The organism is Staphylococcus sp. GDY8P196P (assembly GCF_017891705.1).
Classification (GTDB): domain Bacteria; phylum Bacillota; class Bacilli; order Staphylococcales; family Staphylococcaceae; genus Staphylococcus; species Staphylococcus ureilyticus.
The window spans coordinates 254,964-277,297 of record NZ_JAESJS010000008.1 but is presented as its reverse complement, the minus strand read 5'-3'; the positions used below and the strand labels follow the sequence as shown (position 1 = coordinate 277,297).

General features: G+C 30.7%; 20 protein-coding genes. 17 read left to right on the top strand and 3 right to left on the bottom strand.

Annotation, left to right across the window (positions count from 1 at the left end):
* The first annotated feature begins 12 nt into the window (after window positions 1–12).
* From KA814_RS04270 to KA814_RS04215, 12 genes are all read left to right on the top strand, one after another.
* Window positions 13–1,200, top strand: a complete 1,188-nt coding sequence (locus KA814_RS04270) for a glycine C-acetyltransferase (protein WP_046207675.1) — start codon at window positions 13–15, stop codon at window positions 1,198–1,200.
* Window positions 1,201–1,395: 195 nt separating this feature from the next.
* Complete coding sequence (locus KA814_RS04265; protein WP_238394770.1) at window positions 1,396–1,824, top strand: AAA family ATPase; 429 nt, start codon at window positions 1,396–1,398, stop codon at window positions 1,822–1,824.
* 172 nt (window positions 1,825–1,996) lie between these two features.
* Window positions 1,997–2,566, top strand: a complete 570-nt coding sequence (locus tag KA814_RS04260; protein WP_070039463.1) for a GNAT family N-acetyltransferase — start codon at window positions 1,997–1,999, stop codon at window positions 2,564–2,566.
* A gap of 24 nt (window positions 2,567–2,590) precedes the next feature.
* Complete coding sequence (locus KA814_RS04255; protein ID WP_070039462.1) at window positions 2,591–3,097, top strand: GNAT family N-acetyltransferase; 507 nt, start codon at window positions 2,591–2,593, stop codon at window positions 3,095–3,097.
* Between the two features lie 220 nt (window positions 3,098–3,317).
* Window positions 3,318–5,651 (top strand): CDP-glycerol glycerophosphotransferase family protein, encoded by a 2,334-nt coding sequence (locus tag KA814_RS04250; protein ID WP_198645508.1) that lies wholly within the window; start codon window positions 3,318–3,320, stop codon window positions 5,649–5,651.
* Window positions 5,652–5,696: 45 nt separating this feature from the next.
* Entirely contained in the window at window positions 5,697–7,442 is a 1,746-nt protein-coding gene (locus KA814_RS13615) for an XcbB/CpsF family capsular polysaccharide biosynthesis protein (RefSeq protein WP_107360028.1), read from the top strand.
* A gap of 189 nt (window positions 7,443–7,631) precedes the next feature.
* The gene (locus KA814_RS04240; protein ID WP_064209884.1) at window positions 7,632–8,327 is read left to right on the top strand and encodes a CoA transferase subunit A; all 696 of its coding nucleotides are present in this window, start codon (window positions 7,632–7,634) and stop codon (window positions 8,325–8,327) included.
* Window position 8,328: 1 nt separating this feature from the next.
* The gene (locus KA814_RS04235; protein ID WP_107360027.1) at window positions 8,329–8,979 is read left to right on the top strand and encodes a 3-oxoacid CoA-transferase subunit B; all 651 of its coding nucleotides are present in this window, start codon (window positions 8,329–8,331) and stop codon (window positions 8,977–8,979) included.
* Window positions 8,980–9,126: 147 nt separating this feature from the next.
* Window positions 9,127–9,537, top strand: coding sequence for a hypothetical protein (locus KA814_RS04230; RefSeq protein WP_040029899.1), 411 nt, complete (start codon window positions 9,127–9,129; stop codon window positions 9,535–9,537).
* Between the two features lie 9 nt (window positions 9,538–9,546).
* The gene (locus KA814_RS04225; RefSeq protein ID WP_107360026.1) at window positions 9,547–10,512 is read left to right on the top strand and encodes an ornithine cyclodeaminase family protein; all 966 of its coding nucleotides are present in this window, start codon (window positions 9,547–9,549) and stop codon (window positions 10,510–10,512) included.
* A 468-nt stretch (window positions 10,513–10,980) separates the two neighbouring features.
* The gene (locus tag KA814_RS04220; protein ID WP_107360025.1) at window positions 10,981–11,922 is read left to right on the top strand and encodes an NAD-dependent epimerase/dehydratase family protein; all 942 of its coding nucleotides are present in this window, start codon (window positions 10,981–10,983) and stop codon (window positions 11,920–11,922) included.
* A gap of 11 nt (window positions 11,923–11,933) precedes the next feature.
* Window positions 11,934–14,450, top strand: coding sequence for a glycosyltransferase (locus tag KA814_RS04215; protein ID WP_107360024.1), 2,517 nt, complete (start codon window positions 11,934–11,936; stop codon window positions 14,448–14,450).
* 156 nt (window positions 14,451–14,606) lie between these two features.
* On the opposite strand, the gene KA814_RS04210 is transcribed toward KA814_RS04215, so the two are convergent.
* Window positions 14,607–15,674 (bottom strand): acyltransferase family protein, encoded by a 1,068-nt coding sequence (locus KA814_RS04210; protein ID WP_107360023.1) that lies wholly within the window; start codon window positions 15,672–15,674, stop codon window positions 14,607–14,609.
* A gap of 229 nt (window positions 15,675–15,903) precedes the next feature.
* On the opposite strand from KA814_RS04210, the gene KA814_RS04205 reads away from it, so the two are divergent.
* Entirely contained in the window at window positions 15,904–16,746 is an 843-nt protein-coding gene (locus KA814_RS04205) for a sialate O-acetylesterase (RefSeq protein ID WP_040029904.1), read from the top strand.
* A 129-nt stretch (window positions 16,747–16,875) separates the two neighbouring features.
* Here the strand turns inward: KA814_RS04205 and KA814_RS04200 are convergent, their stop codons facing one another.
* Window positions 16,876–17,181, bottom strand: a complete 306-nt coding sequence (locus tag KA814_RS04200) for a monooxygenase (RefSeq protein ID WP_040029905.1) — start codon at window positions 17,179–17,181, stop codon at window positions 16,876–16,878.
* 271 nt (window positions 17,182–17,452) lie between these two features.
* Here KA814_RS04200 and isaB point away from each other — a divergent pair, with 271 nt between their 5' ends.
* The 3 genes from isaB (at window position 17,453) to cidR (ending at window position 20,183) form a co-directional block, all read left to right on the top strand.
* Window positions 17,453–18,040 carry an immunodominant staphylococcal antigen IsaB family protein gene (gene isaB / locus KA814_RS04195; RefSeq protein WP_107360022.1) on the top strand — a complete coding sequence of 196 codons (588 nt, stop codon included), beginning with the start codon at window positions 17,453–17,455 and terminating at the stop codon, window positions 18,038–18,040.
* 376 nt (window positions 18,041–18,416) lie between these two features.
* Window positions 18,417–19,265 carry a class A beta-lactamase gene (gene bla, locus KA814_RS04190; protein WP_107360021.1) on the top strand — a complete coding sequence of 283 codons (849 nt, stop codon included), beginning with the start codon at window positions 18,417–18,419 and terminating at the stop codon, window positions 19,263–19,265.
* Between the two features lie 42 nt (window positions 19,266–19,307).
* Complete coding sequence (gene cidR / locus KA814_RS04185) at window positions 19,308–20,183, top strand: cidABC operon transcriptional activator CidR (protein WP_040029908.1); 876 nt, start codon at window positions 19,308–19,310, stop codon at window positions 20,181–20,183.
* A 443-nt stretch (window positions 20,184–20,626) separates the two neighbouring features.
* Here the strand turns inward: cidR and KA814_RS04180 are convergent, their stop codons facing one another.
* The gene (locus KA814_RS04180; RefSeq protein ID WP_107360020.1) at window positions 20,627–21,571 is read right to left on the bottom strand and encodes a LacI family DNA-binding transcriptional regulator; all 945 of its coding nucleotides are present in this window, start codon (window positions 21,569–21,571) and stop codon (window positions 20,627–20,629) included.
* Window positions 21,572–21,716: 145 nt separating this feature from the next.
* Between KA814_RS04180 and eda the strand changes: the two genes are divergently transcribed.
* Window positions 21,717–22,334 (top strand): bifunctional 4-hydroxy-2-oxoglutarate aldolase/2-dehydro-3-deoxy-phosphogluconate aldolase, encoded by a 618-nt coding sequence (gene eda, locus KA814_RS04175; protein WP_046207228.1) that lies wholly within the window; start codon window positions 21,717–21,719, stop codon window positions 22,332–22,334.

Here is a 22,334-nt window from a genome sequence, read left to right as displayed (position 1 = left end):
GGGGGATTTCCAGTGGTACAGTCACTACATGGCTTTTTAGATGAAAATATTCAATATTTAAAAGATAATGGACTTTATAATGAAATTGATACAATTGAAGGTGCAAATGGACCAGAGATTAAAATAAACGGGAAAAACTATGTTAATTTGTCTTCAAATAACTATTTAGGACTTGCAACAGATGAAGATTTAAAACAAGCTGCCAAAGATGCCATAGACACTCATGGCGTAGGTGCAGGTGCAGTAAGATCTATTAACGGTACATTAGACCTTCATGACGAATTGGAAGAAACACTTGCGAAGTTTAAAGGTACAGAGGCAGCGATTGCATACCAATCAGGTTTTAATTGTAACATGGCAGCCATTTCAGCTGTGATGAATAAAAATGATGCTATCCTATCAGATGAATTAAACCACGCATCAATTATTGATGGATGTCGTTTATCTAAAGCGAAAATTATACGCGTCAACCATTCAGATATGGACGATTTACGCGCTAAAGCGAAAGAAGCTGTTGAATCTGGACAATACAATAAAGTAATGTATATTACTGACGGTGTATTTAGTATGGATGGCGATGTTGCTAAATTACCAGAAATCGTAGAAATTGCAGAAGAATTCGGTTTAATCACATATGTTGATGACGCACATGGCTCTGGTGTCATGGGCAATGGTGCAGGTACAGTGAAACATTTTGGCCTTCAAGATAAAATTGACTTCCAAATTGGTACATTATCTAAAGCGATTGGTGTTGTCGGTGGTTATGTAGCTGGTACACAATCATTGATCGATTGGTTGAAAGCACAATCAAGACCATTCTTATTCTCAACATCATTAGCGCCCGGTGATACAAAAGCCATCACTGAAGCTGTTAAGAAATTAATGGCATCAACAGAATTACACGATAAACTTTGGGAAAATGGTAATTACTTAAAAGACGGATTGAAAAAATTAGGTTTTGACATTGGTAATTCTGAATCACCAATTACACCAGTAATCATAGGTGACGAAAAAGAAACACAAGCATTTAGTAGCCGCTTAAAAGATGAAGGTATCTATGTGAAATCCATCGTCTTTCCAACAGTGCCTAAAGGTACGGGCCGTGTTCGTAATATGCCTACAGCTGCACATACAAAAGAAATGCTTGATCAAGCATTAGCGGCATATGAAAAAGTAGGTAAAGAACTAGGTACAATTTAACGCTAACTCCAATTTATAAAACGAATGAATATAAAAAATAAATGAAGCAACAAAATGCTAGACTGCTTATATCCTATTTGTATGGATATAAAGGGTCTAGCTTTTTTGATTTTAATCACTTTGATAGGGTATAAGTTTAACACTTATGAAAGTATATACATAAATCACAATTTATCTAGAGGATAGGGCGATACAATGACAAAACTAATATTATTAAGAGGTAACTCTGGTAGTGGCAAAACGACTATTGCCCGTAACTTACAAAGCATGTTGGGTAATGGTGTCATGCGCGTGGGTCAAGATGAAATAAGACGCCATATGTTAAACGTCTCAGATAGACCAGGCAATTTATCAATTGAGCTAATAAAATACATTACACTATTTGGCATAGCACATTGTAAATATGTTATTGTAGAGGGTATTTTCAATAAAGAAAAATATGGTAATATGTTACAGAGCATTATTTCAAGTACGCATATTAAAAGCTATATTTATTATTTCGACTTACCTTATGCAGAAACCGTGAGAAGACATCACTCAAAAGCATATACCGATTTTAGTGTACAAAAACTTGCAAGTTGGTTTGTTGAAAAAGATACATTAAATGTAAAAATGAGAAATTGAGTACTGAAATGATGACACAAAATGATATACTCACGATGATCATGAATGATCTTCATGACGAGTGAAATCGTCCTTAGAAGCAGTTCATATTTTTAATAAATTAAAAGGTTGATTTTATGCCAAATGATGTTATAGTTTTGGTTGCTGACGCCTTATGTTAAGGGGTTTTTCAATGAAAAATAATTTAGGGTTGCATTTCACTACACAACGGCTTATCATTAGACCGTTAGAAGAAAATGATTATGAGTCATGGTTGTCAGGATTTGTAAATCGTTATCCTGCGCAATACAAGCATGATAAAGGCCAAGTAGACATGTCAGATGCCACGGAACCATGGTTTGCGGCAATGGTTTTAAAGCATCAACAAGCGATTAAAGATGATGATTTGTATATATTTGGCATCTTTGATAAAACGGGACGTCATCTTGGTATGCTTAACATTAAAAATTTAAGCCGCGATCAATTTCAATGGGCAGAAATCGGTTATTTTATCCATAATCAATACTGGCATCAAGGGTATGCTTATGAAGCTTTATCAGAACTTGTGAAACAAACGAAAGAGACTTTAAAGTTTCATAGAATAGAAGCACACATCAATTTGGATAATCAACCTTCTATTCAGTTAATTGAAAAATTAGGCTTTGCATTTGAATGTATTCGAAAAGGATTTATTTTCGAACATGGACAATGGACTGACAACTACGTGTATTATCTCAATACACATGACGAACCAATGGGATAGCAACTAAAAGGAAGGAGTGTCAACATGGTTGAATTTAGAGAGTTAACAATGGCTGACGAAACATTATATTGTGATTATATGAAAGAATGGATAGATCACGATGAAAAGGTAGTGCCTGAGATTACGAATATTACCAAATACAATAATTTTGAAGAAATTGTACATGAATTAGCAGATAACAAATCTAATGATGAGACAGTAGATAATACGACATTGTTTTTAATTGATGATGATAAGATTATTGGCGCTGCCAATATTCGCCATCATTTGAATGAAAAATTAAAAATTATTGGCGGCCATGTTGGCTACGGTGTTCGTAAGAGCTACCGAGGCAAGGGCTTTGGGAATAAAATTTTGAAAAAGTCATTAGACTACTTATCACGTATTGGCGTACAAGAAGCGCTGATTACTTGTGAAAAAGATAATGAAGCCTCTGCAGCTGTCATCTTACACAATGGTGGGGAAGAAATAGAATCTTCAACTTTAGATGATGGCACAGTCGTTCGTCGTTTCCAGATAGAAATCGCATAAAATAGCATAATTATTAAAAGTTGCCATGTAAGAAAATGGCAACTTTTTTTATGTTTAAAATATTTAAAAATTGAAAATTTAATTCAAAAATGTAATATAACATAGATATAAATAAAATAATAATGTATAATTAGCAGAGTTTAGTTTATTTCGAAAATAACTTTTATTGAATTTAGGGAATTTTTAAAAGTAAAAAGATTAGGGAACGAAAGGTGAGAAAATGAATATTAATATATTGGGATACAATATCTTTGCCAAAGGAGGCACATCAAGAAGTAACATAAATTTAATAAAATCATTTTTGAAGAATGGTAATAATGTTAATTACTTTAATATATTAGATTTTGAAAGTGACGATATAACGCGCTTAATTATACATGAAGGTATAAATAATAATAATGTTCAGTTTTATAAATTTGATGATTTTATTAAAATCGCAGCAGGAGATTTACTAATTATCACAAGAGAAGAACTATTTATTTATGCTAAAGAGGTTAAACAAAAAAACAAAAAGATTAAAATAATTGGTGAAATTCATGGCCCATTAGAATATATAGATGACTCACTGGATTTAGGTTTAGAATACATTGATAGTATAAGAGTAAGTACAGATACTATAAAAGAAAAATTTATAGAGAAATACAAATATAACTCAGTGTTTTCCCAGTATGTAAATGCTGAACATATTGATCTCAAGAGAAAGCCTATAAATACGAAAAGAAATCTTTTAATAAAAGCAAGGTTCGAAGATAATATTAAAGATATTTCCTACGTAATAAAATTAATAAACTATATAGTAAAAAACACAGATAGAAATGATATTCAACTATATATTATAGGTTATGGTCCATCAGAATTATTGTATAAAAATTTAGTGAAATATTATAATTTACAAAATAATGTTCATATTAATGAAAAAGAACCGCTTAATTATATATATATTTCATCTTCACCATATGAAACGTTAGGTTATTCAATATTAGAAACATTAGCTAGAGGGAATAGAGCACTTATTTATCCTGGTGACGATAATGTTTTAGAAGAGGTCTATTCACAGTATAATGGTATTAAATTCCTAGAAAAAAATATTAGAAAAGATAGTGTATTAATCACTTCTATATTAGATAGTAAATATACAAAAACAGATCGTGAAGAAGATGTTAATAAATTAAATGACACATTTTTAAATTCAAATTATAGTAATGAATATGTTAATAATCTAAAAAATATAATTAACAATAGTAATATGTCAAAAGAATTTTTCTTTAAAAATAAATATGGGAAAAAATTTGTACTTAAATCAAGAGAAAAGAATGAATTAAAAAACTTGAATAAGAAAAAAGAACAATTTAAAAAAATGAAATCTTTACCGATTTTAAATAAAATTTTTTCCAATAAGTTTTTAAATAATAAGTTAAAAGAGCATTATAAACAAAAAGAAACAAACTTGTATAAGCAAAAGCTAAATGAAATCATTCCACAAGAAAATAAAGTATTCATTGAATCTTTCCATGGGAATAATTTCAGTGGTGATCCAAAGTATATAGCATTAGGCATTAAAAATTTCTTTGAAGATAAAGAAATTTTTGTAAGTTCAATTAATTCACTTGTAGATATAGAAATTAGAAACCATGGGTTTAAGCCTGTTAGATTTGGAAGTAAAGATTATATTGAAAAATTTAGAATGTCTAAATATATATTTATAAATGGTAATTCTTGGGATAAAGTATATAAACATAAAGATCAAGTGTTTATTCAAACATGGCATGGTTTTCCTCTAAAAAAAATGGTTAGTGATTTGAGCGATGAAAAAGAAAAAAATTATCAATTATCACAATTTAAACCAAGAATGTATAAATGGGATTATCTAATTACATCTTCAAATGTAAATAGTATGCTGTTAAGTTCTGCATTTCAATTACACGATAATAAAGAATTGAAAATATTGGAATATGGAGCTCCTAAAAATGAATATTTACTAAAGTTCCAAACTGATGAAGAATGGAGAAGGTTACAAAGAAAATACCTTTTCATGCAAAATACAAATAAAAAATATATATTATACTGTCCTACTTGGCGAAAACAAAAACGTAATCAAGTGACTAGTATTGATTTAAAGGAATTATTAGCCTATTTACCAAATGAATATGAGATTATAGTTAAGTTACATCCAAATGAAAGTTCATTAAGGCCTCAATATAATAACTTAGATCATAGAATTCATTGTTTTTATAATGAATTTGTAGATATACAAGAACTATACATTCTTTCAGATATTATGATTACTGATTATTCATCAACAATTTTTGATTTTGCACATTTAAATAAACCAATATTTTTAATGCAAGAAGACATGAAGGACTATAACAGTAGTGTTGGGTTTTATTTTAATATATTTGAATTAGGTAATTTCCCTATAGCATCATTAAATGAGTATAAATTAGCTTTACAAATAAAAAATATAAAACAAATAAACTATTCAGGATTAATCAGTAGATTAATGTGTCATGATAATGAAAATAGTACGAAAAAAATATTGAATGAAATATTTTAAGTGGATAATACTTAAAAAAATAAAGTTTGAAATTAAGGAGGATATATGATTAAAATTGCAACGATTGGTTCATGTGTTACAAGAGATAATTTTAACACTAAATTCAATCCAAATTATAAAGCCTATTTCCAGATTATTGGGCATCAAAACCAAACAACTATACCTAGTTTGATGTCCGAACCGAATAAATTGGAAGTAACGAAAGAATTTATAGATAAAACTTTATATGTGCAAGATATATTAAATAAAGAATTTAACAAAAATTTTTTAGAAAAGTTAAAAGTTGAAAAGCCAGATTATTTACTTATTGATCTAGATCCAGATGTGAAATTTGGAGTGTTAAAGCTAGAAGATGATCAATATATAACAAATAACCCGAATTATATAAACATTCCTCAATTAAAAAACTTAGAACCTGTTAATATAGCTGAAAATTTCAATGAATATTTTAGAATTTGGAAAAATTCTTTAGAAAAATTCTTTGATTTTATACAGACATATTTACCTGAGTGTAAAATAGTTTTAGTCAAAGCCAGGTTTACAGATTTGTTTAAAGATGGCAGTACTTTAACTGATTGGAGAATAGCTAAAAATATACCTCTACAAGAATTTAAAGAAATGAATAAAGTTTGGGATAAATTTGATAGTTATATTGTGAATAACTATTCGGTTTCTATTTTGGATATGACATCAACACAATATTATTTAGATGAAAATCATTTATGGGGAAAATATTATTTACATTTTAGAAAAGAGTTTTATAACGATTTTTTAAATAAATTATTGAACATCATTATAAAGGAGAAGGGGAGAGGTGTAGTTCTAAAAGATGAAGTCAAAACAGTACAAAGAATTTATGTAGATTATGATTTTGAAATTTTGGGTACAAAAGCTATTGAAGTTGTTCTAAATAGTGATAAAAACATTATAGAATTATCTAGGAATAACAAAAAAATATACAATTTATACAAAAGATTACTGAAAAATGATTATATATTATATTTCCACAAAGATGGTATTTCTAAATTATATAAAAGGAAATTCATTAAAGAACTATGGAAACGAAAGGATTTGTATCAAGAGAATAGTGTTTTTTACACTTTAGATGAACCTGATGAAAAAAAAATGAATGAAAAATTAGATTCTTTTACATTATTAATTATTTTTACATGTATGCCTCCTGGTGATGTTTATGATAGCTACTTAATGTCTGATAGAATGTTCCCTAAATTCTTTAATAATATTGAGAGAAGTTTAGTTAAAAATGTGTATACTATGCGGATAATGGATTTAAATTGTTCACACGGCTCACATTATATAAATACAATAAATAATCCGAATATGGAAGAAGACATTATTAAAGCGATTGAAAATGTTAAAAATAATCTTGATATTAAAAATATTGTTCTCTATGGTGCATCAAAAGGTGGAACTGGAGCTTTATATTATTCATCTATATTAGATTTGAAATGTCTGGCAGTTGATCCTATTTTAAGTCTTGGTGAATATAATATTAAAGATGAACATTTTTTAAAGGGGTTAAGAAAAGAAGATATAAGCGGAGACATTAATAATTATTTGTCTAAGAAAAGTAATAATGAAAAGTATATTATAGGATCTGAAAACGTCGCTTTTAATTATTCGATGATTTCAAAAATCAAAGGAGAAAAAGTTAAAGTAATTAATAAGATAGATAACCATATTGTTAATCATCCTGATGTTTCTAGAAATAGTGTTCCTGAACAGTTGATGTTACTAAATAAAATGTTATTAAATAAAAAATTCGATTAACTAAAAAGCAAGTTTCATATTTGAAACTTGCTTTTTTATAATTTTATTGAAACTAATTTTAAAAGTAAAATAAAAATTTATATTTATTTATGAAAACGGCAACATGAAATAAAAGACTTCGCAAAAAATTTCAAGTATAATTGTTTTTAATACTAGGTATTAATTTTAAAAAAGAAGTGAGGTTATAACATGTCTAAAGTCATTCAAGACATACATACAGCATTTGAGCATTTAGAAAATGGCATGACAGTACTTGCCGGTGGTTTTGGGCTATGCGGGATACCAGAGCATGCCATTGAAGCGATTCGTACAAAAGGTACAAAAGGATTGACCGTAGTAAGTAATAACTGTGGTGTAGATGATTTTGGATTGGGCCGTTTACTTGAGAAAAAACAAATAGATAAAATGGTTAGCTCGTATGTGGGTGAAAATAAAATATTTGAGCAACAGCTGATCAATGGTGAGTTAGATGTAACACTAACACCTCAAGGTACGTTGGCTGAAAAACTACGTGCAGGCGGTGCAGGTATTCCAGCATTTTACACAAAAACAGGTGTGGGTACTTTGATCGCTGAAGGTAAAGAATCACGAGAATTTGACGGTGAAACGTACATTATGGAACGTGCCATTACAGGCGATTTTGGTATTGTGAAGGCTCAAAAGGCGGATACATTTGGTAATTTAGTATTTGAAAAAACAGCGCGTAATTTTAATCCTTTATGTGCTATGGCCGCCAAGACTACTGTCGTTGAAGTAGAAGAAATTGTTGAATTAGGTGAAATTGACCCAGATGATGTACATCTGTCAGGTGTATATGTGGATTATATCTATCTAGGCAAACATTTTGAAAAACGCATAGAAAAACGTACAGTGAAGGAGGTATAACATGGATAAACAAACACAACGTAAGAAGATTATTCAGCGTGCAGCACAAGAAATTCATAGTGATATGGTAATAAATTTAGGTATTGGTATGCCAACACTTGTAGCAAATGAGATGAATGATCATGTGGAAAATGTCTTTTTCCAATCTGAAAATGGTTTGCTTGGTATTGGCCCATATCCTACTGAAGATGAAGTGGATCCAGATTTGATTAATGCAGGTAAAGAAACGGTTACTGCTGCTAAAGGGGCTTCCTATTTCGATAATGCAGAATCATTTGCGATGATACGCGGCGGGCATATTGATTTAGCAATTCTTGGTGGTATGGAAGTTTCGGAAACAGGTGATTTAGCAAACTACATGATTCCTGGCAAGCTCGTAAAAGGTATGGGCGGTGCGATGGATTTGGTGGTTGGAGCTCAAAAAGTGGTCGTTATCATGGACCATATGAATAAACATGGTGAATCTAAGATAAAATCAAAATGTGAGTTGCCTTTAACAGGCGCAGGTGTTGTTAATACGTTAATCACAGATTTAGCTGTTTTTAAATTTGAAGATAAAGTTATGAAATTGGTTGAACTTCAAGAAGGTGCCACACTTGAGCAAGTACAAAAGTATACAGATGCTTATTTTGTAAATTGCTTGAATCGTTAGATGTTTTTCCACATATTGTACGATGTATTCATAGGTAGATCATTATCTATTTTTAAAAAGTTAGCTCTTAGCCAAACTTAAAATTCCGCGTAATTATGTTATTGTAACAATAGAGATTGAATTAATGACAAAGGTGCGGGGATTGATATGAAGAAAAATGCAGAACTGAAAAGTTTTGTTATCGCTATTATATTTGCAGCGGCTGCAGATGTGGTTCCTAACGGAATATTTCATAAAATCTTGTTGGTAATCGGTATTTTAGCATTTATTTATATGTTGATTACACATTTAAAGTTTACGATATATCATATTAAAATAGAGGATAATCAGCAACAAACATGGTTTAGTGTGAAAACGGATTATTGGTTGCTGTTTATTAAAAATATGTTGGCCATAACGCTATTATTAGCGATATATTGTGTGTCTGTGTATGTCGATAATCATATGGCTTGGATTATCATTCCTTTACTTGTCGTTGGATTTATAGGAATAATCTTATTTGAAAATAAATTTGAAAAGAAGAGCAACATTTTAGAGTCAGAAAATGTAAAAGAATAGAGGTGGCTTATGAAATTTATTGATGCACATGAACAAGCTGAATTATTAAACATGGAAGAAGTCGTTGAAGCGGTAGCCGAATCTTTACAGGCCTATTCTGAAGGGAAGACGGATACCCCTTTACGTTATGTACTTCCTTTTAATGAAGACAATCGTTATCTAGTTATGCCGGCTTTATCTGATGAATTGAAAGTTGTGGGGCTTAAAACAGTAACAATGGCCCCTAATAATACAAAGATAGGTAAAAATACCATTGTTGGTTCTGTCATATTATCAGATTATGAAACTGGTGAAACATTAGCTGTATTAGAAGGATCTTACTTAACCAAAATTCGTACAGGCGCAATTTCTGGCGTAGCTACAAAATACCTTGCTCGTGAAAATGCAGAAACATTATGTGTCATAGGGACAGGCGATCAAGCACAAGGATTAATTGAAGCTGTACTAGCTGTTAGAGATATCAAGCGTATTCAACTATATAACAGAACATATCGTAAAGCTGTGACATTTGCAGAAACAGTACAACAGCAATATCAATACGTAGATGTGACAGTGATGGAAAATGTTGATGATGCTATAGCTAATGCTGATGTTATTGTCACTGCAACCAACGCCACGCAACCTGTTTTTAATAAATCATTAGAAGCTGGAGTGCATGTGAATGCTGTAGGTTCTTTTAAATCAGATATGCAAGAGTTGCCTTCACACGCTATAGCCAATGCAGATAAAGTAATTGTAGAAGCATCGGAAGCGGCATTAGAAGAAACAGGAGATTTAATTACCCCAATAAAAGAAGGTCTGTTTGGAGAAAAAGATTTATATGGCGAACTAGGTGAAATTGTCAGTTCTCATTTAGCTGGACGCGAAAGTGATGATGAAATTACCGTATTTAAATCTGTAGGTGTAGCCATTGTAGATATTATTGTGGCTAACTATTTTTATCAAAAAGCACAGAAAAATAATGACGTGCAGTAATTTATATATAAGGTTGATAAAGTAAAATTTTGATAGGCTATAGTAAAATTATTAAGCGTTTCGCTGTATTGCTTTATAGTATAATGTAGGTATTATTTTATACTTTAAAGGATACTTATGGCGGAACGCTTTTTATAATGATTTTTAAAATCAAAATTTTCAAACTATACTTAGACCAAAAATAAAACATATTATAAATAACTTTATTTAAATAAGGATCAAAAGATTTTTTGTAAAGTTCTTGGTAGCATTATTCAATTATTATTACAATTTCACCTCGATTTCTTTTGATTTGTTCGTCAAAATTGTTAAACTCATACTAATATATAGAAGACGTAAATTAACTAAATTTATAATTTTATTTGTAATACTATTTTATTTTTATAATAAAAATAAGGTGTTCAACGTATTATATTAATAAAATTGACGATAAGTATATTATGACTTGAGTATATAGGAGGATGAAAAATGAAACTACTAATTACAGGCGGTGCTGGATTTATTGGATCGCACTTAGCAGAACACTTTAACAAAGCTAATGAGGTGTTTATATTAGATAATTTAAGCACAGGACATCGTTCGAATGTCGAATTTATAGATGATGCGCATTTCATTGAAAATGATGTGCTTAATACATCATTTGTGACATCCTTAGTAGAGAAAGAACAATTTGATATCGTCATTCATTTAGCAGCCGTAGTTAGTGTTGTAGAAACAATAAATGACCCTATAAAGTCTCAGTCTGTCAATATAAATGGCACATTAAATCTCTTAGAAGCCAATCGTCAATATAATCATAATTTGAAGAAATTTATTTTTGCATCATCAGCGGCCGTTTATGGTAATACCGAAGGATTGCCAAAACAAGTCGAAACGTTCATTGATCCTGAATCACCTTACGCTGTGGAAAAATATGCTGGGGAACAATATACAAAAATTTACAATACACTATATCAACTGCCAACAACTGCTTTAAGATTCTTTAATATATATGGACCGAGACAAGATCCTCATTCACCATACTCTGGTGTATTATCTATTATAGATAATAAATTTAAAAATAACGAAACATTCACATTTTTTGGGGATGGAGAGCAAACGAGAGATTTTGTATACGTAAAAGATTTGGTGCGAGCAGTTTCAATAGTGTTAGATAATGAAGTAACGAATGGCAAAATTTACAACTTAGCTACTGGTAAACAAATATCATTATTAGAAATTTTCGATAAGTTCAAAATGGTTTATAATAAAACTATAAATTATCAGTTTGCTGAATCAAGAAGCGGGGACATTAAACATTCTTGTGCTGATATCAAAGGTTTGGAAGCGCTAGGATTTAATCCACAATATGATATTATGTCAGGTTTAACTGAATATATTAATTACTCGAATACAGATAAGATAAATTAAGAGGTGGAAGAATGATTGGTAAAACGAAAAAGTTTGTATTAAATCAAACAAAAAGAAAATTAAAATTCATTTCGGAACCATTGAAATTACAACTTAGAAGTAAATACACAAGAAATATTATGCATTATGCAAATCTATATAAAACGATTGAAGTAGATGACAAGCATATTTTGTATCAAGTTAGAGATGGACAAAGTATGACAGATAGTCCTTATGCAATATTTAAATATTTAATGAACAATCCTGATTATCAAAAATATATACATATTTGGGTCGTAGCATCTCAAAAAATGCAAAAAGCATTTTCTAAAAAATATAGTAAATATAAAAATGTAAAATTTATAGTTAAAGAAAGTGAAGACTATTTACATTATTTAACAAAGTGTAAATATCTCATCAATAATGCGACGTTTCCAACGTATTTTACGAAAAAGCCAAATCAAATATATGTTAATACTTGGCATGGTACACCTTTAAAAGCAATGGGGTTAGATATCAAACATAATTTATTAGAATCACAAAATACAATTCGTAACTTTTTAAGTTCTGACTATATTATTTCACCTAACCAACATACGACAGATATTTTTAAAAAAGCATTTAAATTAGACGGTTTAAATGATGAAGCAATTTTAGAAATTGGTTATCCTAGAATAGATGCAACGCTAAATGCACGGTCAAAAGAAGTTATGCAGAAATTAAAGCAACAAGGCATTAAATTAACAGATGCGCCGATTTTACTCTTTTCACCGACATGGCGTGGCCAAACGGTCAGTACACCAGAAGATAATATTGAAGAAATTGAAGCGCTGATTGAGTCATTAAATAAACAAACACATTATCAAGTGTTATTAAAAGTTCATCCGTTTATTTATAAAAAAGCAGTAGGTAATAAAAAATTAAAAAAATACTTAGTGGAAGATACATTTGATACGAATGAATTACTCAGTATTGTTGATTTGCTTGTAACTGATTACTCAAGTATCTTTTTTGATTATTTAGTTACAGATAAACCTATTATTTTTTATACACCCGATTATAAAGCCTATGAAGAAGACAGAGGATTTTATCTTCCTGTGGATAGTCTTCCAGGTCCAAGTGTGCACTCAATTGAAGCATTGGTAGCTACTGTCCAAGAATCACAGCGCATGCTAGCACAATATAAGGGGAACTATCAAAAATATAAACAAAAATTTGTGAATTACGATGATGGACAAGTAACGGAAAGAGTTGTCAATCAAGTGTTTCATCATGATGCACCCAAAAATGGCGTTCAAAACAACAGAAAAGAGCGTATTTTAATATATCCAGGTGGTATGAAACCTAATGGCATAACAACATCGATCCTGAATTTATTAGAAAATGTTGATTATGATAGATATGATATTACGGTTTATCTTGGATTCAATAGAAATAAAGATGTGATAGATAATCTATATAGCTTAAATGACAATGTGAGGGTTATTTTAAGAAAAGGACCATTGTTGGCAAACACTTCAGAATACTATCGTAACCTATTGGTACGCAATAGAGGCATCAAGTCGAAAATTGAAGAAAAAATTTATCCGGATGCTTTGTATCAACGCGAATTTAGAAAAGTGTTTGGTAACTCAGCGTTTGATGTCGTTATGGATTTCAGTGGCTATGCGATGTTTTGGTCTGAAATCTTGTTAGCGAGCAAAGCTAAAAGAAAATTAATCTACTTGCACAGTGATATGAAAATGGATATGGAGCGTAAAGTGAACGGTGTGAGACCGCATTACGCTAATCTAAAAGGTGTGATGTCCTTATATCCTTATTATGATAAGCTCGTAAGTGTGTCTGAAGTGACTAAGCAGGAAAATGTTAAAAAAATAGCGAATAGAAAAACAAAAGATAAATTTAAATCATCGATGAATACCATTAACTTAGATAGAATTTATAATTTGGTGGATGAAGATAATGATATCTTTATGAAAAATGGGGAACGTGTCATTGTAAGAGAACAGGATAAGCAAATTACAAGCGTACCGTTCCATCAATCCGATTATAAAGTGATGACAATGGGAAGATTATCTCCTGAAAAAGGATTTGATAATTTGATTCAAGCGTTTAGCGGCGTGGTGGAAGCAAATCCTAACGCGAAATTATACATTTTAGGTGATGGCCCACTCAAAAATCAACTAAATAAACTAATTACGTCATTAGATTTATCAGAGCATGTATTTTTAATGGGACAAAAAAGAAATCCATTTAATATTATGAGAGATTGTGATCTGTTTGTTTTACCGTCTTATTACGAAGGGCAATCAATGGTCTTATTAGAGGCGTTGACTGTTGGTATAGATATTCTGGCATCAGATATACCAGCCAATCAATATGTACTTGATTATGGCAAGTATGGAATGTTGAGTTTTAATGATGCTGAATCATTACAAACAAGCATACAACAGTTTATTAATAAGGAAACACCTGTTTATGCCAAATTTGATCCAGAATTATATAATAAAGAAGCGATTGAACAATTTTATCATTTATTAGATGACTAAAGTATCATATAACTGAGGGATGAGAAATAATGCTCAAGCCCAAAATAAAGGACGCATCCATATGAAATGGATGCGTCCTTTTTATATTTAAAAGCCTTCAATTTATAATGTGCTTGTTTATTTGAAATGCCATGTTTATATAGTAACTTTTACACTTTAACTATGATGTTTATAATTATTGATAACCATAGGCTGTAGTGTATTTCTTCCTACAACAATTCTTATATATGGAATAAAAGATAGTATTATCGCTAATCCAATACAAAATCCAAGTGTGAAAATAGAACTTAAGATTAAAAATAGTGGTGGGAATGTAACAAATGATGCTAGCGATCTAGAAATAAAATCTACAATGATTTGGTGTGCTAAGTATATGAAAAATGATATTTCGCTTATTAAAAACACAAATACTAAATTAAACCGAGTTAAAAATTTAGATAAATAGACGATAAATACAAAACTGATTGCAGAAAATAAGACTAAATCAAATCGATTAGACTCATTTAGATGTACGTCTAAATAAGAAAAATTAAATGCCATATAGGATAAAGCCAATAGCCAAATCAATAGAAGCCAAACTAAATGACGCTTTAAAAAATGAATAACAGTATCATAATATTTACCGAAGTAGAAACCAACAACAAAGTAAAATAGCCAATATAAAATAATGGTTCTACTGAACAAAGGATAAAAATCCCAGAATTCAAGATAAGCAGTACTGTAATACATTAAATAAGAATGTCCAAAACTAATGATAAAGGTAACAACAAGTACAAAAATAGGATTGACTTTACTCAATAATTTATAAAATAAGCGATGTAATATATAAAACTGAAAAATAACAAGTACAAACCATCCGAAAAATTTACCTTCCACTACGATATTTAAAAAGATTTCCCAAAATGATTTATCTGAATTATCACCAAGAAATAGTCTAAAAGTGATAAATAAACCAAATATAGCATAAGGAATTAAAATAAATTTCAAACGCTTAAGTAAAAAGTTTTGCGGAATTTTAGTTGAATATCGCATACCTAATAATGTTTCGGACAAAATAATAAAGCAAGGTGTTGCAAATAATAAAATAACTTGTAAAAAACTATAAAATGATTTTTCAAATTGTGAAATGTGATAATCGTTTACTAAACCGGTTAAACAATGGACGATGACTATTGCGATACAAAATATCGCTCTAGCATAGGTGAGTTCCATTTTCCTCTCCAAAATAAAAACTCCTCTCAAAATCCATTCCATAATATGATAATTAGTATTAAAAGTAAAGTTTATATGAATTTATTTTTATAATAATTATATATAAAGCCTAGCACTTTCTAATATGAAATTTGGGTAAGTTTAAGAAAAAAATGATATGCTTACATATATTTAAAATAGTCACTGAAAAATAGCTACTAGCAGTTAATTAAAAAACTAAAAAATTGAAAGGAACAACGTTATGAAATCAATCTTACTAATTGGTCAATCAAATATGGCAGGAAGAGGATTTTTAGATAGTGTAAATCCCATCATTGATGAACGTATTTTTATGCTTAGAAATGGTAGATGGCAAATGATGGAAGAACCGATACATAGCGATCGTTCTGTCGCTGGAATTGGACCAGCTGCATCGTTTGCAAAGCAATGGCTCGATGATCATCCAAATGAAACAATAGGGTTCATTCCATGTGCTGATGGAGGTACTTCTATTGAAGAATGGTCAGATGAAAGTATGCTGACGCGGCATGCTGTAAGTGAAGCGAGATTTGCTATGGAAACGTCTGAATTGATTGGTGTTTTATGGCATCAAGGTGAAAGTGATAGTCAAAATAATAAATTTCAAACATATGAAACAAAATTATCACACCTCATTGATTATTTTAGAGAAGCACTTGAATTGCCTAAACTTACTTTTGTCATTGGATTGTTAGGAACGTTTTTAGGAAAAGAAGGGTTTGGCGCTAGTGCTACAGAGTATCAAGAAATTAATAACAGTATCAAGAACGTCGCGCAGAAACAACATGATTGTTACTTTGTTACAGCAGAAGGCTTAACGGCAAATCCAGATGGTATTCATATAGATGGATTCTCACAACGCTTGTTTGGGATTAGGTATTATGATGCATTTTCAAAATCAAAGGACGTCGTCAATCCTTTAGATAATGAGAGCGAAAGAGAACAAGATTTATATAAAACTGAATTTACTAAAAATGAACAAATGTATATGCTTGTGGCTAGGTTATCTAAAAATGAAATCACGTATCAAGATTTTATCAATGAAATGTCACAAATGAATAAATAATAATCTGGAAAATTATCATTTTTAAAAATATTTATTTTTTTCGTTCAATCTATGTCTAAAAAGCCTTTCAAAACACACGAGATGTGTGTACATTTGAAAGGCTTGTTGTATTTTATCATCCCAATACGGTTATGTTAATCGTCCATGTGTGATTTTAGTAAGTGCGTCATTTGTAGCAAATATTTTAGCATTTACAGTTGGGACACCCATGGATTGTAGGCGCTCACTATGCATGTTTAAATAGTTTTTAGCATTTTTGTAACTATCAAATGCATAAATGCCACCCGCTTCTTTTTCATCAGCATTTTCTGTCCAAATTTTCCATAAAAAACCTGGTTCTCCATTTATAGATTTCGCTAAATCAGCGAATTGTCTGGACATCTCTTGTCCAAAAGGACCATCGATTGGAAAATCAACTTGTAAAATATAGATCATGATAAACCATCCTTTTTAAATTATTTATTATGTTTACTATACCAATTAAAAATACATTGCAGTATGGTTTTAGCTCAAGCACTTTTCTAATATAAACAATAAAATGTTTAACATAACATCAAAGCTACATCAATAAAGTATTTTCATATTTAATTTGTACTAATATTCATAAAAAGTGTAATTTTACTTGAAAATAAAATGGAGAGGTGTATGATGAAAGTGAACAATTACACTTTGCATATGTAAGACTACAAATAAGGAGTGATTTATTATGCGGAAAGTTGGAAAGTTAATTTCAGCAACTGTCGTTGTATCTACACTGGTTGTCGGTTCTTCAGCAGCATATATCTCAACGAGTAGTCCAACAGCGCAAGCAGCAGAGCAAGTCCAAAAGTGGGGACACGGTGAAGGTGGCGCAAGCGGTGCAAATAGTGAAAATGGTGTTCGTTCACAAGCACAAACAACACCTTGGTATAATTACGAAGGTTATACAACATATGATCCATCTTTTACTCAAGATTATAACTTCGTACGTGCTTTAAAATATGACAATGTTACGATTGATGGTTATAAAGTTGACACTAATGCCAAGAAAGAATTTGATCATTCTAAGAAAATTTATGATACAAGCGTAGAATTTAATAGTGACAATGAAGTGGTGCAACTTACTTTCTTCACAAAACCTGATTCAGTATCTAAGTCAACATTTAAGAAGGCTCATACTTCAAATGAAATCATAGGAGAAGGTAAATTAGGCAATAAAGATGGCACTTATGTGAAATATGAAACAAATAATGGCTTTTATACTGCTTTCTTTGATCAAAATGATAATTTGGTGGAAATAACAATTGGTCAGTAGTTTAAATAGTATTAATAAAGTTAAGATTCAACTCAGAGATGATTTGAAATCGCACGTTTTTGAGATTATAGCAACAGTTACTTTAATTGAAATTGTATGCTTTGGCTGGGGCAAATTAAATGTCTCAGCCTATTCTGTTGTATAGTCAATAAAATAAAGTATTTATTAAGAGTGAATGTAGCAGATTTTGTTGATGAAAAGCTTAATTGCAGTATTTTTAAATTTTAAAGTTACTGAAGTATATATTTAGTCCCAATTATTTCTACTCGTTAATGGTTAGGCGTAATAAAGATAATTGTGTTTTGTTATATTTATGATTATAGTTAAACGTAAGTATAGCGTATTGCTTTCAAATGTGAATAGGGGGATTGAAAACTTGAAAAAATTCTATTTAAGTGTTTTGTTTGGGCTTTTTTTACTCACAGTGACAGGAAAGGTCGCTGATGCAAAAAGTTTTGATCAAATAGAACAAGATAATGATACAATTGTAGGGGTTTATGGTGTCAATACAGCTAATGGCAAAGTGGTACAGCACAAATCAGGTGAACGGTTTGCATTTGCATCTACATATAAAGCAATTTCAAGTGGTATATTATTACAAAACAGGCCAACGTCAGAACTAAATAAAAAAATAGCGATATCCAAAGATGACATTGTCGCTTATTCACCCGTCACTGAAAAATATATCGGCAAGCAAATGACGTTAAAAGCATTAATAAAAGCTTCTATGTTGCAGAGTGATAATACAGCTAATAATAAAGTCATCGAAGAAATAGGTGGAATTAAAGAATTTCAACAAGCACTCATACATCGTGGAGACCATATATCTAATCCACAAAGACCCGAACCAGATTTAAATTTATATGATCCACAAAGTACAGATGATACAACCACACCTAAAAGAGCTGCAACAACGTTCAATCATCTTCTACATAGTGAAAATATGAGCAAAGCCAACCTTGAATTACTAAAGCATACAATGATTCATAATGAAACTGGAGATACGTTAATAAAAGCAGCTGTATCTAAGGATGATGTTGTAGGAGATAAAAGTGGTCAAGGTTTAACCTATGGTAGTCGAAACGATTTAGCTTTTATATATCCAAAAAAGCAAAATAAGCCAATTATTCTTGCTATTTACACGAAAAAATCAGATAAAGATGCGAAACCTGATGATAAAGTTATTCAAACAGCGGCAGAAACAGCTATTAAGTCATTAAAATAAATTCAAGTAAGCGAAACTTAGATTGGTGCAGAGGGGTTAAACATGGAAATAAAGCAAATGAAATATTTTGTAGAAGTTGTGAAAAATGGGGGGATGACACAAGCATCCGAGCATTTATATATTGCGCAATCTACAATAAGTAAAAATATTAAAAGTATTGAAGACGAATTTAATATCACTTTATTTGATAGAAGAAAAAAGCATATTATTTTAACGGATATCGGCCAGATTTTTTATGATAAATGCGTGGAAGCTTTAGCGGTGCTAGATGATTTATCATTAGAAATGGGAGATGTAACAAATTTAGAAAAAGGCCATATTAGAGTTGGTATATCAGCAATTATGAACGTGAGACTTTTTACAGAAAGTTTAAATCATTTTCATAGTAAATATCCAAAAGTGACATACGAAGTTATTGAAGGTGGAGGCAAAGCTGTAGAGTCTTATTTAAATAATGATGAAATTGATGTAGGCATTACTACGTTACCTGTAGATAATGATATCTACCATGCTATCCCACTATATAATGAAAAGTTATTGCTAGTCGTAAACAAAGATGCGATGCTTGCGAAACAAGGACCAGTCTATCTAGGTGATTTGAAAAATGAACGTTTTATTATGTTTCATGATGATTACTATTTAAAAGATCAAATTATTGAAAGTTGTAGAAAAGTTGGTTTTCATCCAAAAACGGTTGCTAAAATGTCTCAAATTACTTTTATTGAAAATATGATTCGAGATGGCATCGGTGTGAGTATATTACCAGAAAGTATCGTAAATATTTTAAATGAAGACCTTGTGGGTATAGAAATTTCAGGTGCAGATGTGTCATGGAATTTGGGAGTTATTTGGAAAAAAGATAGCTATATGAATTATGTAACTCACGAATGGATTAAATTTTTAAAAGATACTAGATAATGATGCTTAACAAAGCGACTATAGTTTATGAAACATGTATTCCATAACAGAATGTTATATATTCCAACTATGTATTTTAATCATATTTCAGTGCGTAATATAATAGACATATAGAGGTAGTAAGTACTGATGCTTAATAGAAGAATAAAAGTTAAAACATTTATGATAATCCCTAGCGCCAAAATATTAACTATATAAGCGTTTCATAATTTAAAGCTCATAACAAATTTATATAGAATTTAACTAATATAATAACTCTCCCCATTCATTCACTAAAATAAGGACACCCTATTCTTATTCATTATTATATTATTGAGCAATGATATTTAAAAACTAAGCTTATCTTCTAAATCAGTACAGTTTAATAAACGACCCTCTTGTCAAACATCAAACAAACATATAAACATGCCCAAACCTTAGCAATAGGTTTGGGCATGTTTATTTTAAATGTTTTTTTGTATTTTAGGGTGAAGATGATAGGCCGACTCAGTTGCTTCATCTTTAATAACTTTATCTAAAGTTGCTACAATCGTTTGAGCAATTTCAGCGGTTGGAACGCCAATCGCGTTGACTGGGTAATCTAATTTTTTAATTTGAGGGATATTGTCATATGAATACAAGATGGGGTGATCTTGTGGTCCTAGTGCATTTATTGTACCGACTGTTATATCATAGCTGCCACAAATCACGCCTGGTGCAAGTGCGTGTGTTTGTAAAAATTGTTTAACGGCAGATTCCGTTTCAATTGCATTCAAACTTGTAGAATCAATGATACGATAATTTATCTTGTGTTTGTCACAATATTGAGCAATCGCTTCTTTTTTTGCGATTTGACGTGTATCATTTGTATGTACATCACCAATATAATCAATGTGATCAATGTCCTGATCAATCAATGCTTCAATTGCCATGATCATCGCTTCTGAATGGTTTACGTTTATAATCGGATAAGGGATGTCACGATCGACACCATAGGCAACGACTGGGACATTGTTATAAATTTCTGGAGATAAGTTTGTTGCGTCACCTTCATCAAAAATAACGATACCATCACAACCGAATTCAACAAATTTTTTCGAAGCGGCAGCGACATCGTCTATCGACACAAACATGACATAACCTAAATCTTTGATAGCGTGATTGATTTCTGAAATAAGGTGTGTAACCGCTACACGATCTACAGAAGGCCAGATTAATCCAATTGTGCCACTTTTCTTTGAAACAAGTGCTCTAGCAGAATGATTAGGTATATAATTCATTTCTAAAGCTTTTTGTTGAATTAAATTTTTGGTTTTTGGTTTTACGAGATGAGAATTTTTAAGTGCTTTACTAACTGTGGAATAGCTGACACCACAGGCTTCAGCAACATCTTTTAAAGTTACAGCCATAAAATTTCTCCTTGAAATTGATTGATTTAAATGCAAATTAATTATACCATAGAGATAAGCATTACAATATTTTTTTGTACAAAAATAACAACGTTGTTATTTTGAAGGGTATTGTAATTGATATCATTTTTGAGGGGTTGAAGACATGGATTCAATGAATACAATGAAAGAGATTCAACAAGGCAAACACATTGCTGTCATGCGAACTGAAGATGCAAAATCTTTTTTAGATATTGCACATACCATTATTGATAAAGGCCTACACACAATTGAGGTTACTTTAACAACGCCGAACGCTATAGAAATTATAGCTGAATTATCAAAAAGAGACGACGCATTGATTGGTGCAGGAACAGTGTTAGACAGTATTTCTGCACGTACTGCCATTTTAAATGGTGCGAAATTTATCGTTAGCCCATCTTTTGATAAAGAAACAGCGAAAATCGCTAACTTATATGATGTGCCATATATTCCGGGCTGTATGACTGTTAAAGAAATGGTTGAATCATTACGTTATGGTTGCAAAGTCCTTAAATTATTCCCAGCGACGCAATTCACACCTAAGTCAATTAAAGATTTCAAAGGGCCATTACCACAAATTGAAATTGTGCCTACAGGTGGCGTTGGTAAAGAAAACCATAAAGCATGGTTAGATGCTGGAAGTTTTGCAGTTGGCATTGGAAGCGAAATAACAAAAATTTATCAACAAGAAGGAAAAGATGCTTTAGAAAGATATATTTCAGAAATAAAAAGTGAGGTATAA

Coding starts and splice junctions, on each gene's coding strand:
- KA814_RS04265 (WP_238394770.1), top strand. CDS start 1,396: ATGACAAAACTAATATTATTAAGAGGTAACTCTGGTAGTGGCAAAACG.
- KA814_RS04260 (WP_070039463.1), top strand. CDS start 1,997: ATGAAAAATAATTTAGGGTTGCATTTCACTACACAACGGCTTATCATT.
- KA814_RS04255 (WP_070039462.1), top strand. CDS start 2,591: ATGGTTGAATTTAGAGAGTTAACAATGGCTGACGAAACATTATATTGT.
- KA814_RS04250 (WP_198645508.1), top strand. CDS start 3,318: ATGAATATTAATATATTGGGATACAATATCTTTGCCAAAGGAGGCACA.
- KA814_RS13615 (WP_107360028.1), top strand. CDS start 5,697: ATGATTAAAATTGCAACGATTGGTTCATGTGTTACAAGAGATAATTTT.
- KA814_RS04240 (WP_064209884.1), top strand. CDS start 7,632: ATGTCTAAAGTCATTCAAGACATACATACAGCATTTGAGCATTTAGAA.
- KA814_RS04235 (WP_107360027.1), top strand. CDS start 8,329: ATGGATAAACAAACACAACGTAAGAAGATTATTCAGCGTGCAGCACAA.
- KA814_RS04230 (WP_040029899.1), top strand. CDS start 9,127: ATGAAGAAAAATGCAGAACTGAAAAGTTTTGTTATCGCTATTATATTT.
- KA814_RS04225 (WP_107360026.1), top strand. CDS start 9,547: ATGAAATTTATTGATGCACATGAACAAGCTGAATTATTAAACATGGAA.
- KA814_RS04220 (WP_107360025.1), top strand. CDS start 10,981: ATGAAACTACTAATTACAGGCGGTGCTGGATTTATTGGATCGCACTTA.
- KA814_RS04215 (WP_107360024.1), top strand. CDS start 11,934: ATGATTGGTAAAACGAAAAAGTTTGTATTAAATCAAACAAAAAGAAAA.
- KA814_RS04205 (WP_040029904.1), top strand. CDS start 15,904: ATGAAATCAATCTTACTAATTGGTCAATCAAATATGGCAGGAAGAGGA.
- KA814_RS04200 (WP_040029905.1), bottom strand. CDS start 17,181: ATGATCTATATTTTACAAGTTGATTTTCCAATCGATGGTCCTTTTGGA.
- isaB (WP_107360022.1), top strand. CDS start 17,453: ATGCGGAAAGTTGGAAAGTTAATTTCAGCAACTGTCGTTGTATCTACA.
- cidR (WP_040029908.1), top strand. CDS start 19,308: ATGGAAATAAAGCAAATGAAATATTTTGTAGAAGTTGTGAAAAATGGG.
- KA814_RS04180 (WP_107360020.1), bottom strand. CDS start 21,571: ATGGCTGTAACTTTAAAAGATGTTGCTGAAGCCTGTGGTGTCAGCTAT.
- eda (WP_046207228.1), top strand. CDS start 21,717: ATGGATTCAATGAATACAATGAAAGAGATTCAACAAGGCAAACACATT.